The sequence below is a fragment of the Actinoplanes sp. TFC3 genome, assembly GCF_001553785.1.
Classification (GTDB): Bacteria; Actinomycetota; Actinomycetes; order Mycobacteriales; family Micromonosporaceae; genus Actinoplanes.
The window spans coordinates 1,235,071-1,251,098 of sequence record NZ_LOJP01000001.1 but is presented as its reverse complement, the minus strand read 5'-3'; the positions used below and the strand labels follow the sequence as shown (position 1 = coordinate 1,251,098).

Annotated in this window: 16 protein-coding genes; 14 read left to right on the top strand and 2 right to left on the bottom strand. The window is 68.1% G+C overall.

What is annotated here, in order from left to right; genetic code table 11:
* The first annotated feature begins 11 nt into the window (after positions 1–11).
* From TFC3_RS05625 to TFC3_RS05575, 11 genes are all read left to right on the top strand, one after another.
* Positions 12–1,679, top strand: coding sequence for a GspE/PulE family protein (locus TFC3_RS05625; protein WP_067496520.1), 1,668 nt, complete (start codon positions 12–14; stop codon positions 1,677–1,679).
* A gap of 130 nt (positions 1,680–1,809) precedes the next feature.
* Positions 1,810–2,934: a type IV pilus twitching motility protein PilT gene (locus tag TFC3_RS05620; RefSeq protein WP_067496517.1), complete on the top strand. Its 1,125-nt coding sequence runs from the start codon at positions 1,810–1,812 to the stop codon at positions 2,932–2,934.
* Between the two features lies 1 nt (position 2,935).
* On the top strand, positions 2,936–4,168 hold the full coding sequence (locus TFC3_RS05615) for a type II secretion system F family protein (RefSeq protein WP_067496514.1): 1,233 nt from the start codon (positions 2,936–2,938) through the stop codon (positions 4,166–4,168).
* 87 nt (positions 4,169–4,255) lie between these two features.
* Positions 4,256–4,732 (top strand): type II secretion system protein, encoded by a 477-nt coding sequence (locus TFC3_RS05610; protein ID WP_067496511.1) that lies wholly within the window; start codon positions 4,256–4,258, stop codon positions 4,730–4,732.
* Positions 4,733–4,771: 39 nt separating this feature from the next.
* Positions 4,772–5,551, top strand: a complete 780-nt coding sequence (locus TFC3_RS05605; RefSeq protein WP_067496507.1) for an A24 family peptidase — start codon at positions 4,772–4,774, stop codon at positions 5,549–5,551.
* Between the two features lie 27 nt (positions 5,552–5,578).
* A complete protein-coding gene (gene pilM, locus TFC3_RS05600) occupies positions 5,579–6,604 on the top strand; it encodes a type IV pilus assembly protein PilM (protein ID WP_067496504.1) in 1,026 nt (341 codons plus the stop codon).
* On the top strand, positions 6,604–7,314 hold the full coding sequence (locus TFC3_RS05595; RefSeq protein ID WP_067496500.1) for a PilN domain-containing protein: 711 nt from the start codon (positions 6,604–6,606) through the stop codon (positions 7,312–7,314). The genes pilM and TFC3_RS05595 overlap by 1 nt, the downstream gene beginning before the upstream one ends.
* Entirely contained in the window at positions 7,314–7,919 is a 606-nt protein-coding gene (pilO, locus tag TFC3_RS05590; protein WP_067496497.1) for a type 4a pilus biogenesis protein PilO, read from the top strand. Before TFC3_RS05595 ends, pilO begins: the two co-directional genes overlap by 1 nt.
* A 24-nt stretch (positions 7,920–7,943) precedes the next feature.
* Positions 7,944–9,611: a putative Ig domain-containing protein gene (locus TFC3_RS05585; RefSeq protein WP_067496494.1), complete on the top strand. Its 1,668-nt coding sequence runs from the start codon at positions 7,944–7,946 to the stop codon at positions 9,609–9,611.
* A complete protein-coding gene (locus TFC3_RS05580; protein ID WP_067496491.1) occupies positions 9,608–10,246 on the top strand; it encodes a hypothetical protein in 639 nt (212 codons plus the stop codon). Before TFC3_RS05585 ends, TFC3_RS05580 begins: the two co-directional genes overlap by 4 nt.
* Positions 10,243–11,823, top strand: a complete 1,581-nt coding sequence (locus TFC3_RS05575) for a hypothetical protein (protein ID WP_067496488.1) — start codon at positions 10,243–10,245, stop codon at positions 11,821–11,823. The genes TFC3_RS05580 and TFC3_RS05575 overlap by 4 nt, the downstream gene beginning before the upstream one ends.
* An 18-nt stretch (positions 11,824–11,841) precedes the next feature.
* Here TFC3_RS05575 and TFC3_RS05570 read toward each other — a convergent pair whose 3' ends face one another.
* Complete coding sequence (locus tag TFC3_RS05570) at positions 11,842–13,056, bottom strand: PQQ-binding-like beta-propeller repeat protein (protein WP_067496486.1); 1,215 nt, start codon at positions 13,054–13,056, stop codon at positions 11,842–11,844.
* 52 nt (positions 13,057–13,108) lie between these two features.
* On the opposite strand from TFC3_RS05570, the gene TFC3_RS05565 reads away from it, so the two are divergent.
* On the top strand, positions 13,109–13,753 hold the full coding sequence (locus tag TFC3_RS05565) for a GntR family transcriptional regulator (RefSeq protein WP_067496483.1): 645 nt from the start codon (positions 13,109–13,111) through the stop codon (positions 13,751–13,753).
* Position 13,754: 1 nt separating this feature from the next.
* Here the strand turns inward: TFC3_RS05565 and TFC3_RS05560 are convergent, their stop codons facing one another.
* On the bottom strand, positions 13,755–14,702 hold the full coding sequence (locus TFC3_RS05560) for an LLM class flavin-dependent oxidoreductase (RefSeq protein ID WP_067496480.1): 948 nt from the start codon (positions 14,700–14,702) through the stop codon (positions 13,755–13,757).
* A 286-nt stretch (positions 14,703–14,988) separates the two neighbouring features.
* Here TFC3_RS05560 and TFC3_RS05555 point away from each other — a divergent pair, with 286 nt between their 5' ends.
* Together TFC3_RS05555 and TFC3_RS05550 are read left to right on the top strand one after the other, a co-directional pair.
* On the top strand, positions 14,989–15,198 hold the full coding sequence (locus tag TFC3_RS05555) for a ribbon-helix-helix protein, CopG family (RefSeq protein ID WP_161952538.1): 210 nt from the start codon (positions 14,989–14,991) through the stop codon (positions 15,196–15,198).
* Positions 15,199–15,621: 423 nt separating this feature from the next.
* Positions 15,622–15,975, top strand: a complete 354-nt coding sequence (locus TFC3_RS05550) for a hypothetical protein (RefSeq protein WP_067496474.1) — start codon at positions 15,622–15,624, stop codon at positions 15,973–15,975.
* Positions 15,976–16,028: the final 53 nt, after the last annotated feature.

Genomic DNA, 16,028 nt, shown 5'->3' with positions numbered 1-16,028 from the left:
GCGAGGATGCCATGGACCAGACCTTCCGCCCGCTGCTCGACGCGCTGAAGCAGATCGGCGTCGACGCTCGTGCGGTGGATGCTGCCGCCGAGGAGGCGCAGCGCAGCGGCCGGTCGGTACGCGCGGTCCTGATCAATGACCAAGTGGTCACCGAGGAGCAGCTCACCTCCGCCGCCGCCGCCGCGTTCGGCATCAACACCCTCGACCTGGTCGGCTTCAACCCGGACCCGGTCGCCCTCAAGCGCATCCCGTTGCCCGTCGTGCTGCGCCACCGGGTGCTGGGCCTGGCGATCAACGACGGTGAGCTCGTAGTCGGCGTGACCGACCCCGGCGACGTAGTGGCGCTCGACGACGTGCGCGCGGCCACCGGCATGACCGTACGGCCGGTGGTGGTGGCCCGCAGCGAGGTCCGCCGGATCATCGAACGCCTGCAGCGCGAGGACAGCGACCTCGGCGACATCGTCGACACCTCGCTGGACGACGCCGCGGGCATGGCCGCGCAGGCCAACTCCGCCGACGACGCGCCGATCGTGCGCTACGTCAACAACCTCATCGAGCAGGCCGTCCAGAACCGCGCCTCCGACCTGCACCTCGAGCCGACCGAGGACGACATGCGGGTGCGCTACCGCATCGACGGCGTGCTGCACGAGCTCGACACCGTGCCGCGCGGCGTCATGGCCGCGCTGACCTCCCGCCTGAAGATCATGTCGGGCGTCGACATCACCGAGAAGCGGGTGCCGCAGAACGGGCGCATCACCGCCCTCATCCGCGACCGCACTGTCGACCTGCGGACCGCGACGCTGCCGACGGTGTGGGGCGAGAAGATCGTCCTGCGGGTCCTGGACACCGGCGGCATCGACCTGGAGATGACCAAGCTGGGCTTCACCCAGCACAACCTCGACCGCTTCGCGGCCTCGTTCACCAAGCCGCACGGCATGGTCCTGGTGACCGGTCCCACCGGTTCCGGCAAATCCACCACGCTGTACGCCACCCTGGGCCGGATCAGCAAGCCCGAGATCAACGTGATCACGGTGGAGGACCCGGTCGAGTACCGCTTGCGGGGCGTCAACCAGGTGCAGGTGAACGCGAAGGCCGGATTGACCTTCGCCGCCGTGCTCCCGGCCATTCTGCGCTCGGACCCCGATGTCGTGCTGATCGGTGAGATCCGTGACGGCAACACCGCCCAGATCGCGGTCGAGGCGTCGCTCACCGGTCACCTCGTGCTTTCCACGCTGCACACCAACGACGCCCCGGGAGCGATCACCCGGCTCACAGAGATGGGCATCGAGCCATTCCTGGTCGGTTCGTCGCTGGACTGCGTACTGGCCCAGCGGCTCGCGCGCCGGCTGTGCGACTGGTGCAAGGAGGCGTACGCACCGACCGAGGAGGAGCTTGAGGCGGCGCACTGGCCGTATCAGGATCTCAAGATTCCGGAGGCGCTGTACCGGCCGGTGGGCTGCCGCAACTGCGCCAACACGGGTTTCCGGGGCCGGATCGCGCTGCATGAGGTCATGCCGGTCTCCGCGGAGATCGAGTCGCTGACCATCCGCCGCGCCTCGTCCAACGAGATCCGTGCCACGGCGGTCGAGCAGGGGATGTACGACCTGCGCGCGGATGGTCTGGCCAAGGCGGCCGGGGGTCTGACCTCGGTCCGCGAGGTCTCCCGGGTGGCCATTTGAGCCGGGCGCCGCAGGTTACCGCACCGATTGTCCCGGCGCTCAGATCCGCCGGAAGAGGTCCTAAAGCCACCCGGGACCGTGCCGAATGAGGGTGGCGTCAGAGGAAGTCACGAGATTGCCGGGGCCACGGATGTACACCCTCGAACAGGAAGTACCGCACCAGGCGGCCACCGGGCCGGCCTCGGGCGACCTGGCCGTGCTCGATCACATGCTGGTCTCGCTGGTCGAGGCCGGCGGCTCGGACCTGCACCTGACCGTCGGCTCCCCGCCCATGATCCGGGTTGACGGCAGCCTGCGGGCCCTGCCCGGCTACGGCAAGCTCAACTCCGCCGACACCGCCCTGCTGGCCCGCGCCGCCGTCACCCCGGCGCAGTGGGAGACGTTCCAGGCTGAGCAGGAGCTGGACTTCGCGCACAGCATCATCGGCGTCTCGCGCTTCCGTGGCAACCTCTACATCCAGCGCAACTCGTGCGGCGCGGTGTTCCGGGCCATCCCACACAAGATCAAGCCCCTGGACGAGCTGGGCATGCCCGACTCGGTGGCCCGCTTCGCGCACCTGCCCCGCGGGCTGGTGCTGGTGACCGGCCCGACCGGTTCGGGCAAGACCACCACCCTGGCCTCGGTGCTGGACCTGGCGAACCGCAGCCGGGCGGCACACATCATCACCATCGAGGACCCGATCGAGTTCCTGCACCCGCACAAGCGCAGCGTGGTCAACCAGCGCGAGGTCGGCTCGGACACCGAGACGTTCGCGCAGGCCCTCAAGCACGCCCTGCGCCAGGACCCCGACGTCATCCTGGTCGGCGAGCTGCGCGACCTGGAGACCACCGCGACCGCGCTGACCGCCGCGGAAACCGGTCACCTGGTGCTGGCCACCCTGCACACGCAGAGCGCCACGCAGACCATCGACCGCGTCATCGACATCTTCCCGCCGCACCAGCAGCTGCAGATCCGCGCGCAGCTCGCGGCGAGCCTGCAGGGCGTCGTCACGCAGGCCCTCGCGCCGCGCGCCGACGGCAAGGGCCGCGCGGTGGTGTGCGAGATCCTCACCGCCACCCCGGCCATCCGGAGCCTGATCCGCGAGGGCAAGTCGCACCAGATCCCCTCGTTCATGCAGGCCGGCGGCAACGACGGCATGCTCTCGTTCGACCAGCACCTGGCCGAACGGGTGCGCGAGGGCTTGGTCAGCATGCACTCCGCCCTGGAGATCTGCCATTCCGCCGAGGAACTCAAGCGGCTGATCGGACGGGTGTGACATGCCGGCGACCAAGACGTACTCGTACAACAGCATCGACGCGACCGGCCGCAAGATCAAAGGCACTGTCGAAGCGGCGAACGAAACCGCTGCCACGCATCTGCTGCGCGGGCGCGGCGAGGTGCCGCTGGAGTTGACGCTGGCCGGTCAGGGCCTCAACCGCGAGCTCAAGATCCCCGGGCTCGCCGGCCGGACCAAGCTCAAGGACCTGGCGGTGTTCTCCCGCCAGTTCGCCACGATGACCGCGTCCGGCATGTCGCTGCTGCGCTCGTTGGCAATCCTCGAGGAGCAGACCACCGCCGTCTCGCTGAAGAAGGCGGTCGGCGAGGTCCGCACCGACGTCGCCGGCGGTCACTCGCTCTCGGCGGCCATGACCAAGCACGACAAGGTCTTCCCCCGGCTGATGGTCGCCATGATCCGCGCCGGTGAGACCGGCGGTATGATCGACCGAGCGCTGGAGCAGATCGCGGCGAGCCTGGAGAAGGACACCGCGCTGCGCGGCAAGATCAAGGGCGCGCTCACCTATCCCGCGATCGTGCTGGGCTTCACGTTCGTGCTGATCGCCGCGGTGCTGATCTTCATCGTCCCGGTGTTCGAGAACATGTTCAAGAACCTCGGCGGCGAGCTGCCCGGCATCACCCAGTTCCTCGTCGACACCAGCCACAACATGTGGTGGATCGGGCCGCTGTTCCTGATCATCGGCATCACCGGCTCGGTGCTCTACAAGCGCCAGCAACGCGCGAGCGCGGAGTTCCGGCTGGCCGTCGACAAGCTCAAGCTGCGGGCGCCGGTGTTCGGCTCGCTCTTCCGCAAGCTCGCCATGGCCCGCTTCTCGCGCAACCTGGGCCTGCTGCTCAACGTCGGCGTGCCGGTCATGCAAGCGCTCGCCGTGGTCGGGGAGACCACTGGCAACGAGGTCATCAACATCGCCATGCGCGACGTGCAGTCCGCCGTGCGCGACGGGCAGACCATGTCCTCGGCCATGCGGCTGCACAAGATCTTCCCCGAGATGGTCACGCAGATGATCGAAGTGGGCGAAGAAAGCGGTCAGATCAGTCAGATGCTCGACAAAGTTGCCGATTTCTACGACAGGGAAGTCGACAGCGCCGCCGAGTCCCTGACCGCCTCGATCGAACCGATCATGGTCCTCGTCATGGGAGCCGTGGTCGGCGGAATGGTGATCTGCCTGTACCTACCGATGTTCACCATCTACCAGAACATCCAGAGCAACTAGCGCTCCGGAGCACGTAAGAGACGTCGGGCGCCCGAGCCCGGACGACCCATCCCCGCTTCACCCTGACGCCCAACGGAGGCACCCCCAATGCAGGAGATCATCAACCGGCTGCGCGCCAAGAAGGGCGACGAGGGCTTCACGCTCATCGAGCTCCTCGTCGTCGTGGTCATCATCGGTGTCCTGGTCGCCATCGCCGTCCCGGTGTACCTGAACTACCGCGAGGGCGCGGCCGACAAGTCGGCCCAGTCCGACGTGCGTGGCGCAATCAGCGCGGTCGAGCAGTACTACACCAACAACGGCAACGCGTACCCGGGCGACGTCGCGGCCACCACCGGCACCGGCGGCAAAATCGTGCTCCCCGCGACCGGCACCGGGGGCACCGCCGGCACGATCACCATCTCCGACGGCACCACGCTGCAGCTGAAGAACAACAGCACGTACTACGTCATCTGTGCCAACAACTCCGGTGGCACGAAGAACAAGTACTACCAGTACAACAGCCAGAACGGTGGCTCGGTCAAGGCGTCGGCCGCCACCACGATGGCCGCCTGCATCGCCGGCTGATTGCCGAAAACCCGACCGCGAGACCGAGGAGGACCCGTCATGCCGCAGCCCCTGCTGCTCGGCATCGTCGGCCTGCTCGGGCTCGCGGTGGGTTCGTTTCTCAACGTGGTGATCCACCGGGTGCCGCGCGGCGAATCGCTCGTGCGGCCCGGCTCGCACTGCCCGAACTGCGGCAACGAGGTACGCAACCGGCACAACATCCCGGTGCTTGGCTGGCTGCTGCTGCGCGGTAAGTGTGCCGATTGCCAGGCCCCGATCGGCGCGCGCTATCCCCTCGTCGAAGCTGGTACGGCGGCGCTCTTCGTGGCTGTGGCGGCCAAGTTCGGTTGGTCGTGGGAGCTGCCGGCGTACCTCTATCTCGCCGCGGTTGCCATTGCTCTTGCCGTGATCGACCTTGACGTCTATCGCCTGCCCGACCAGATCGTGCTGCCGTCCTACAGCGTGGCGCTGCTGCTGCTCGTACCCGCGATGATCGCCACGGACGGCTGGAACACCGCGGCCCGCGCCCTGCTCGCGGCCGGCGTGATGTGGCTGCTGTTCCAGCTCATTGGCTTTTTCGGGATGGGCGGCGGCGACATCAAGCTGGCCCCCCTGCTCGGTCTCTACCTTGGCTGGCTCGGCTGGAGTGCGGTCGCCGTCGGCCTGTTCGCCGCTTTCCTGCTCGGCGGTTTCGCCGGCTCCGTGCTGATGGCCCTGCGCGTGGCCCGGCGCAAGAGCCGCATCCCGTTCGGGCCCTACATGCTCGCCGGTGCGTTCGTGGCGGTCTTCGCCGCGGCCCCCATCGCCGACTGGTACACGAATCTGCTCATCCCCGCCTGACCCACACTCAACTCGGAGGGAGAACCGATGGCTGGCGTCAATCCGATCGGGCTGGACATCGGCTCGTCGTCCATCCGCGCTGTCGAAGTACGCCGCGCGAAGGACGAGTACTCGCTGACCAACTTCGGTCAGGTCCCGCTGCCCCCGGGCACCGTGCAGGGCGGCATTCTCACCGACCCGGTTGCGCTCACCTCAGCGCTCAAGCAGCTCTGGGCGGCCTGCAAGTTCGGCACCAAGCACGTGATGCTCGGCGTGACCAACCCGCAGTTGGTGGTCCGCGAGATGTCGGTGTCCAACCTGCCGCCCAAGGAGATGCGCAAGTCGCTGCCGTTCCAGGTCAAGGACATGCTGCCGCTGGCCGTGGAGCGCTCGCTGCTGGACTTCCGCCCGCTGGAGGAGCCCGGCACCAACCCGACAGTGCGCGGGCTGCTGATCGCCATGCCCAAGGACGCGGTGATGGACCTGGTCCAGGCGGTCGAGAAGGCCGGCCTGCATGTGGTGAACGTCGACCTCGCCTCGTTCGCCCTGCTGCGCGCCGCCTCCCGGCTCGACGCCCAGGTCGAGGCCATTGTGGACATCGGCGCCGAGGTCACCAGCGTGGTGGTGCACGCCGACGGCGAGCCGCTGATCGTGCGAACCGTGCCGCGCGGCGGCAAGGAGATCACCGAGAGCATCGCCACCCGGTTGGGCATCACGCTGCCCGAAGCCGAGGCGCTCAAGTGCCGGTACGGCCTGCACGGCGACGGCCACCCGGACACCGCAGCGGCTGCCGCCGACGCGATCCGGCCGCTGGTCAACGAGTTGCGCAGCTCCTTCACCTACCTCGCCTCGGGCGAGCGCCAGAAGCAGGTCACCCGGGTGGCGCTGTGCGGCGGTTCCGCGCTCATGCCCGGACTCGCCGAGCACGTGCAGCAGCAGCTCGGCGTGTCGGTCATGTACGCCGACAGCGCCGGCCGCCTGCGCGACACCCGCAAGGCCCGCGAGCGCGGCTTCGACAGTTTCGTCCCGTCGGCCGCCGTGTCGATCGGCCTGACCCTGGGAGCGGCAGCCTGATGGCCACCACCCTGATGCCGGTCGACCCGGCGAGCACCCCGCAGCGCGTGACCCGGCTGATCACCATCTCGGCCAGCCTGCTGCCCGAGGAGGTCATCGGCGCGCGGCGGGCCCGGCGGACCCGCGGCTGGGTGATCATCGTCGTGGCCTTGGTGGCCTGCCTGCTGGGCGCCTGGTTCTTCTTCGCCAACCAGGAGAAGCGCGACGCCGACGCCGAGCTGACCACGGCCACCACCGAGGTCACCGACCTGCAGCGCAGCCAGCGTGAGTACAAGGACGTCGTGGACGTGCAGACCGACACCGAGACGCTGTCCAAGCAGCTCAAGGCGGTCATGCAGAACGACCTGGACTGGGCGGCGCTGTACCGCACGCTCAGCGGCACAGCGGCCGGCGCCGGGCTCACACTCGACGGCGTCAACGCCACGCTGGCCGATGCGAGCGCCCCGGCCAACACCGACAACTCGCTGCCGAGCACCAGCACCGCCGCCACCGTGGGCAGCATCGTGATCACCGGCACCGGCCCCGACAAGGAAGCCGTGGCCGCCTACGCGGACACGCTGAGCAAACAGTCCAACCTCGCCACCCCGTACGTGACAGCGGTGAACGCCACGGATGGAGGCGGCGTGTCCTTCAGTCTCAACGTCGATGTCACCTCTGCCGCGCTGTGCGGCCGCTTCGGCGACAAGTGCGAGTCGCAGGGAGGCAAGTGATGGGCGGGTTGCGCGCCGACCGGCTGTGGATCATCGCCGGCGTGGTGGCCATCGCGGTCATGTGCGTGGCGACCTGGTTCCTTTTGATCAACCCGCAGTACGCGGAAGCCAGTGAACTGCGCTCGCAGACCGACTCGGCGGTGTCGCAGGCGTCGACCCTGCGCAAGCGGATTGTGGCGCTGAAGAAGGAAAAGGCGAACCTCAAGCAGTTGCAGTCGACGCTGGCGACGTACCAGGATGCCCTGCCTGCCGACTCCGGCATCCCGGCGTTCCTGCGCCAGCTACAGGCCGCGGGCAACGACCTTGGTGTCGCCGTCGGCGGCGTGACTGTGGGCGCGCCCAGCACCTCCACCGTTGTCAGCGGGGTCAAGGAACTGCCGATTCAGCTCACCGTGACCGGCTCCGCCGACGGGCTCAACGACTTTCTCGAGCAGCTGCAGGGCGGCGGGCAGAAGCGGGCCGTGCTCATCGGTTCGGCCGTCTGGTCCGATTCCCCAGACGCCGCCGCCGACGCTGCTTCGTCGGATCTCAGCATTGTTCTGCAGCTCAAGGCGTTCGTGGCGCCCCAGCTCGCCACGGGCGCCCCGGCGGTCACCACCGACTGAAGCCTCCCCGGAGGGAAGTGAACCGTGCGGCGTAACCCCAGCAACGACGATGGCTTCTCGCTTCTCGAGGTCATCGTGGCGATGGCGGTCATCGGTACGGTCATGGCCGGCGCCGTGCCGTTCCTGGCCCGTTCGCTCTCGGTCGTCAACCAGCAGCGGGCCGCCCAGGTCGCCATCCAGGTGGCCAACGACGCGCTCGACCGGGTCCGCGCCCTCGACCCGACGTCGCTGACCAGCGGGCGCAGCGCCACCGCGGTTGCCACTCAGATCGCCCGTGCTTCCTCCACAGTGGCCGCTTACCTGCAGACGATGGCGGTGGCGTCCGACCCGATGCTGCCGAACTCCTCCGATGCCGGCGCCTCCGCTCCGCTGCCCACCGAGCCCGTCGAGACCACCTCCAACGGCGTCACGTTCAAGCAGGAGTGGTACGTCGGCAAGTGCTACCAGAGCCGGGTCTCCTCGGTCGTCAACGGCGTGCTGCCCATCGGCAACTGCGTAGCAACCCAATCGCCGGTGTACAACCTGCCGTTCTTCAAAGTCGTCGTGGCGGTCTCCTGGCCGGACAAGAACTGCAAGGATGCGAGCTGCAGCTACATCGCCAGCACCACGATCAGCACCGGCACCGACGCAGTGTTCGACGTCAAGACCGCCGCGCCCACGGTCATCGACCCGGTCGCCCAGCGCACCTACGTCGGAGATGTGGTCGCCCTGCAGGTCATCTCGACCGGCGGCACGTTGCCGTTGACCTGGTCGGTCACCGGGTTGCCGGCGGGCCTGACGATGTCGGGCACCGGGCTGATCACCGGCACCCCGACCACGCCGGGCACCTTCCCGGTCACAGTCAAGGTGACCGACAAGGAGAAGCGCAACGACGACTCGACGTTCACCTGGACGGTCGCCGCCTCGCCGGTGCTGACCAACCCGGGCAAACAGGTCAGCCGGACCAACGCGGCCGTGAACCTGCAACCCGTGGTCACCGGCGGGTTCGCGCCGATGACGTGGACCTCGGCCACGCTGCCGGCCGGGCTGGTCCTGGACAAGGCAACCGGCCTGATCACCGGCACGCCGACCACCGCGAAGACCGCGAACGTCACCCTGACCGTTACCGATTCCGGGCTGGTCCCGCGCACGTCCAGCGTCACGTTCAGCTGGCAGGTGCTGACCCCGGTGCAGCTGTACGACCCCGGCCCGCAATCGATGACCAACGGCACCAACGTCGGCACGTTCACCCCGTACGCGTTCGGAGGGCTGGCGCCGTACACGTGGCAGGTGCAGAACTTGCCGGACGGCGCGGTGATGGACCCGTCCACCGGCAAGGTCACCGGCACCATCGCGCATGGCACGCGCTACATCACCACGGTCACGGTCACCGACGCGGCGGGCGGTACGACCACGCTCAGCGTCGTCTGCAACGTCGTCGCGAGTTCCTCATCGGATCTGCGGGTGACCGCGCCGCTCGCCGATCAGAGCACCGTGTCCGGCAAGACCGTCTCGCTGCAGGCCACCGCGAGCGGGGCCACCGCGTCGGCGTACACGTGGACCGCCACGGGCCTGCCGACCGGCCTCTCGATGAGCTCGTCCGGCCTGATCACCGGCACCGCGACCACCAAGGGGACGTACACGGTGAAGCTGGTCGTGAAGAGCACCGGGTCGACGCTGGCCAACGCCATGTTCGTCTGGACCGTGTCGTGAAGCTCCGGCGACGGCCCGCCGGCGACGAGGGCACCACGCTCATGGAGTTGATGGTGACCATGGGCGTGATGGGTGTGCTCGGGTTGCTGTTCACCGCGGCGGTGCTGCAGGTCTTCAAGACCACCTCGGTCACCGATTCGCTGAGCGAGGCCCAGCGCGAACTCGCCGTGGCGTTTCAGCGCTTCGACCGCCAGTTGCGCTATGCGTCGTGGATCGCCGACCCGGGCAAGATCGGCACCACCCAGTACGTCGAGTTCGCGGGCCCGGTCACCACCGACTGTTACCAGCTACGCCTCGCACCGAGTTCGGACGGGCTCGGCGTGCTGCAACTGGTCACGTGGACGCTGGGCAGCCCGCCAGCCGCCAACGCCCGCGGGCAGACGGTCGCCTCGCAGGTCGTCATGGACAGCACCACCCCGCCGTTCAGCAAGCAGGCGTACGGCGCCCAGCCCTACGCCTCCGCGGGAGCGAACACCACCGGCGGTGACTTCAAGTCCGTCTTCCAGCGCCTGCGCGTCCAGCTGACCACCAGGGTCGCGTCCGGCACCGCGCAGATCGACACCACGTTCACCGCCCTGAACACCTCGAACCTGACCCCGGCCACGAACGGTTGCAGCGAAGGGAGACCCAAGTGATCACCAACCGCCGTACCGGTGACGAGGGTTCGATGGCGATGGCGCTGCTGCTCACCCTGGTCGCCATGTCGCTGACCGCGGGCCTGGTGCCGCTGGTGCTCGGCCAGATCACCAGCACCCGGATTGTCGACGCCCGGACCGTGGCGCTCGATGCCGCCCAGGCCGGCGTCGACGCGGCGGTTGGCCAGTTGCGTGGGGCCGTACCGCTGACCACCCTGCTCGGCTCGACCACCAGCGTGGCCGGCGCGCTGAACCGGCTGCCCTCCTGCGCCGGGACGCCGCTGACCGGCGCGGTGGCCTCGGTGGCCGACCTGACCGCCTCGAGCACCATCCCGGTGCCGGATCTGCGGTTCAGCTTCGTGATCAAGTACTTCACCGTGCCGGCCGATGCCACCGACAACACCCCGGAACCGGCCGACTGCGTCAACGGTCTGCTGCAGGATGTGCCCTCTACCGCGCTGATCACGTCGACCGGCACCGGCTTGTCCAGCACGCTGCTGCCCACGGTCGCTCAGGGCGCGGCGAACACGCGGACGATCGAGGCTACGTACACCTTCCGCTTCAAGAACGAGAACATCGATGGCGGCGCCATCCAACTGGCCTCGCCCACCACCAACCCGCTCTGCATGGACGCCGGTGTCGATGCGTCCCCGGCGCCCAGCTCGGCGGTGACCGTGCAGCTGTGCAAGGAGGGCGGCGGCAGCGACCAGCGGTTCTCCTACACCAAGGATCTGGCCATCGAGCTCATCGGTTCGGAGAACAGCCTGGCGCCGAACGGCATGTGCCTGGAAGCCCCGATGCCGCACAAGACCGATGGCGCGCTGACGTTCCAGCCGTGCGAGGGCCGCGTGGCCAAGCAGCAGTGGAGCCTCAACGACAGCTCGGCGTTCGTGGGCACCACCAACGGGGTCAGCACTGACAACTTCTGCATCAACGCCAAGACCGCAGGCTCCCCCAGCGAACTCGTGCTGGGCGCCTGCGGCGCGGTGTCGAACAAAAACGTGTGGCGCCCGCAGGCCGGTGTGGGGGCGGGCATGGCCTCGGCGGAAACCAAGCAACTGGTGAACTACAAGCAGTTCAGCCGCTGCCTGGACGTCACCAACTTCGACTACACGAACAGCAACGTCGGGTATGAGATCGTCTGGTTCTGCAAGCAGTCACCCAACGGCACCGTGCCGGTGAACCAGTCGTGGAGCGTGCCGGCGAACGGCGCCACCGTGCTCACCCCGGCCAACACGCTGCTGCGCACGCCCAACGGCTACTGCCTGCAGACCCCGGAAACGCCGGCCGGCTACGTGACAATGGCGGCTTGCTCGGCTGACGTGAACGTGGCCGGCAAACGCCTCAAGTGGACGGTCTACGGCGACACCGGCGAGGTGGCCAGCAGCTTCCGCATCGTCGACAGCAACGGCTACTGCCTCACACCCACCGACCTGTCGGCCAAACCGGCGGACACCCACTCCGATGGCACCGCCAAGGTGAAGGTCGCCACCTGCACCAGCTCGGACCTGCAGAAGTGGAACGCCCCGCCGACCTTCAACCACCCACTGGCCGTCACGAACCTGTCGGAGAAGTAGAGGCCGAGCAGCAGTCACTCAAGCGATGGGGAGGCGGAAGACCCCGGTCGGTCCGGCCGCCGTCGGGCAGGCGAGATACGGCAGGCTCACTTCGCAGCCGTACGCCGCATCGGTGTCGATTGCGCCGACGGTGTGCGGGCTGTTGTCGGCCGGGTCGACAAGCTGCACCCAGATGCGCCGGGGGATGACGGTGTCGAGGCGCATCCGCAGCCGCGGGTCGCTCCACACCTCGCCCAGCCGGCGCAGCACTGTGCCGGTCGCCGGGTCGATCTCGGCGAAATCCGGTTCGCCGTCCGAGGTCTGCACCACCACCGCGCCGTCCACCCGCCGGGACGCGGCTCGCCACTGCGGCAGACTCCACCGCAGCTCGCCGTCGGCGGCATCGAGCCCCCTCACCCCCAGTTCGCTGGAGACACAAACAACCGGGCCACATTCGTTGACGATCCCCGCCGACGCGCTCGGAACCTTCCACACCAGGGTCAAGTCCGGCATCCGGTACGCCGCTAGCATCGCCGGCGTCGTCACGTACAACCGGTCCCCCGCCACATCCACAGTGGAATAGCTGCCCACCTCACCCTGACCCAGCTCGGATCCGTCGGTGAACCGCAGCGTCGTCACCCGCCCGCTCAGCTCGACCAGGACAATCCGATCGCGAGCGGCATCGTCGTACACATCAGTGCGCGGGTTGATGTCGCGGCGCCACACCGGTTTCCCCGTTCGCGCGTCGGTCAGCACCAGCACGCTGCGGGTCGCCGACGCGTCGGTGCGCAGCAACACGTGCCCGCCGGTAACCGTCAACGCCCAGGTACTGCCCCGGGAAAGGTGCCACAGGGCCGTGCCGTCGCTTGCATCCAGCACCGTCATCCGAGGGTCGTCCCCGGCCCGGGCCAGCACCACACCGGCCTGCGGGTCGTAGGTCAAAGCTTGCACGATGTGCGGTACGGGAGTGGCCCAGCGTTGCGCGCCGGTGGACAGGTCGTAGCGTCGTACCCCCGCTTCGTTCTGCGGATTCTGACCGAACGTGGCGGTGAACAGCTCCGATGGACCCAGTTCGAACCCCGCCGCGGCCGTCCCGCCGGCCGCCAGGACTTGCACCATCGGGTCCCCGGGCGGCGCCGCCGCACCCACCGTGAGCAGCAAAGCGATCAAGAAGAATACTCGCCAGCGCCGCGTACGCCGGGCCCGCGGCACCGGAGGCCGCGCCGGCTGCAGATCGAGGTCGATCACCGTCACTCTACGAGGGTACGGGTCACCGAGCCGTGGTGACTGTGAGTAGGCTGCCGGTATGTCTTACACGGTCCCGCCGACCCGGACGGCCGCCGTGGTGCGGCAGCTGCGCAATGAGATCGTCACCGGAGAGTTGTCGCCCGGCACACTGATCAAGGATGCGGAGCTTGCCACCCGCCTGGGGGTGAGCATCACGCCCGTGCGCGAGGCGATCGCTCAGCTCTCCGTCGAGGGCCTGATCGACATCGCGCCCAACCGGACCCGGCACGTCACCCGGGTCACCCAGAAGAATGCCCTTGAGCTGATCGACGTGATGAGCGTGCTCGCCGTCGCCGGCTTCGAGTGGGGCGTCGAAAACCTGACCGGAACCCATCTGGACCTGATGCGCCAGCGCCAGAAGGAGTTCGTCGAGAGCCTGCGCACCGGCAACATCCTGGCCGCAGCCGCCGCGGGGGCCGACTTCAGCACCATCGTGATCCTGGCCAGCGGCAACCGCGAACTGCAGTCCATGGTCGACCTCGTGGTGGCCCGCACCAACCGCATACTGGCGATGAGCGAAGATCTGTGGCAGATCTGGGTGGACGGCCACGACGAGATCCTCGACCTGCTCGAACTCGGCGACTCGGCCGGCGCCACGGCACGCTACCGGCGCATCTACGCCGACTACCGCGCCCGCGCGGAGGAGGAGCTGCTCGAAGAATGACCTAAGTGGATCTGAGCTCGGGCAGAAGAGGCGCCAACAGATCAAGACCATTCCGCCGTACGGCAAAGCGCGTGATCCCCCACCGCGCCCGATGCCGCCGTACCGCCGAAACGATCTGATCCGGACTACCCACCAACAGGAACGGCACCTCGCGGAGTTCCCCGGCACTCATCCCCAGCCGCTCACCGAACCCGGCCAGCACCCTGTCCGGGTCATCGGTGATCTCCACATGCTGCACGAGCGCCTCCAGCGTGACTGTCCCGCTGGGCATTTCCGGGCTCGACGCGCTCTTTCTCGAGGCCGCGCCGGCTCGAACCTTGGCCACCTGCTCGTCGATGTCGCTGAGCCGCCACCGGGCCTCATGCCGATGGCCGTCGGATTTTGTTCGCCCGAATCCGGTAAGCCCGACGATATCGGCGTGCTCCCCGGCCCACCGCAGCAGCTCGGAATTCGCCGTGCCAATCAACAACGGCACTCGCTCCTGCACCGGCCGCGGCTCGGTCAGCTCGGCGTTCAACATGGTCAACTCGGCGGTCGACACGGTAACCCGCTTTCCCGCCAGCAGCCGGACGGTCGCTTCGGCCACGGCGATGCAGCGCCGGACCCGCCCGGGGACGTCCGGACGTACCTGTCCAATCGCATCCCATTCGGCCGGCGTGTGCCCCGCACCCAGCCCCAGCAGCGCACGCCCTCCGCTGATCATGTCGAGCGTTGCGACATCCGCGGCCAGCAACATCGGTTCGCGCACCCCGGCGTTGGCCACGTACGAGCCAAGTTTGATGGTCGTGGTGACCGCGGCCGCCGCAGCAAGCGCAACAAACGGCGAGGCGCAACTGCCCGGATGATCGGCTACGAGTAAGGCGTCGAAGCCGGCCGCCTCGGCCTTGCGCGCAACCTCGAGCCAATCGGCAGCATCAACGGGGAGGGTTTGCAGAACGAACTCAGCCATCCCGCCATCTTCGCCGAGCGGAGGGCATCCTGCTGCCCCACCCAGTGTGCCCCTGCGCAACGGGGTTCAGCCATGTCCGATACGGCATTCAGCAGGTAAAAAGACGGCACTTGGACGAAGAATGGCAGACCAGAGCATGGCGATCAACCGGCTCGGAGCCAAGACTGAAGACACGGCCAGGACGGCAAAAAGACGGCATCTGGCAGGTACGCGGCAGCATTAAGGCTGGCGATCAGTGGACTCGCACCCGCACACTGGTGGGCACGAACACCAACGGAGGCCAATGATGGGAACTGTCAAACTCACGGTGAGCCTGTCGGACGAAGTCGTTGACGCTCTCAAGGAGATGGCGGCGGAGGAACGAACCTCGGTGACCGAACAGATCAGGCGAGCTGTGTCGCTGCAGAAGTGGATGTACGACCTGCAACGGCGCAAGGCCAAGCTACTCGTCGAGGAAGTGAACGGGAGTCCGCGTGAAGTCGTGGTGCTGCGTTGACGGCGTACCTCTGAGGGGGCGGCGCGGCTCGTCCAGTCAATGACGCGGCCCGGCTCGGCTTGTTCAGTCAATAACGCGGACCGGCCCGGGTTGTCCAGTTGCTGACGCGGACCGGCCCGGCTTGTTCAGTCGCTCACGCGAACCGGCCGGGTTGTCCAGTTGCTCGCGCGGACCGGCCGGGTTGTCCAGTTGCTGACGCACTGTGCCGGTCATGGGCCGCCCCGAGGACCATCGCTGGTATGGCCGCTTCGAACCATAAGCGGGACCCATCCACGGCAGAAGTGCTCGACCTCAGCTCCGAGGACAGCGAGGCCTCGCGGCGCGGTCTGACACCGCCGGCGTGCGAGTGCGTCCCCAAGATCTGGAACCTGGTAACGGAAATAGCGTGCGCCACCCCCTGCGCCGCCAAGCTGGAGCGCGGCCATGGCTGACCTGCTGACCCCGGACGCCCAAAGCGATGGCAACCGCTCAACCCCGGACCCGGCGTTCGCCCGCCCCTGGGACCTCTCCAATGACCCCAACGAACTCCGCGACGCCGAAAAGGGCCTCTCAGCACCCCCAGAAACCGGCCCGCCAGCCGACGACATCCGCGCGGTAGCCCTGTTCCTGCTGCGCCTCTTCGGCGCCTGCATGCTGCTCATAATCCTGGCAACAAGCGCCCTGGCCTGGCTGGAACCAACGGGCCTCAAAGACCTAATAGCCTTCTTCGGCACAGTAATAGCAACCCTAGGAACCCTCCTAGGCAGCGTAGTAGCCTTCTACTTCACCCGCCGCTAAACCCCCCCCCCCCCCCCCCCCCCCCCCCCCCCTCCCCCCCCCCCCCCCCCCCC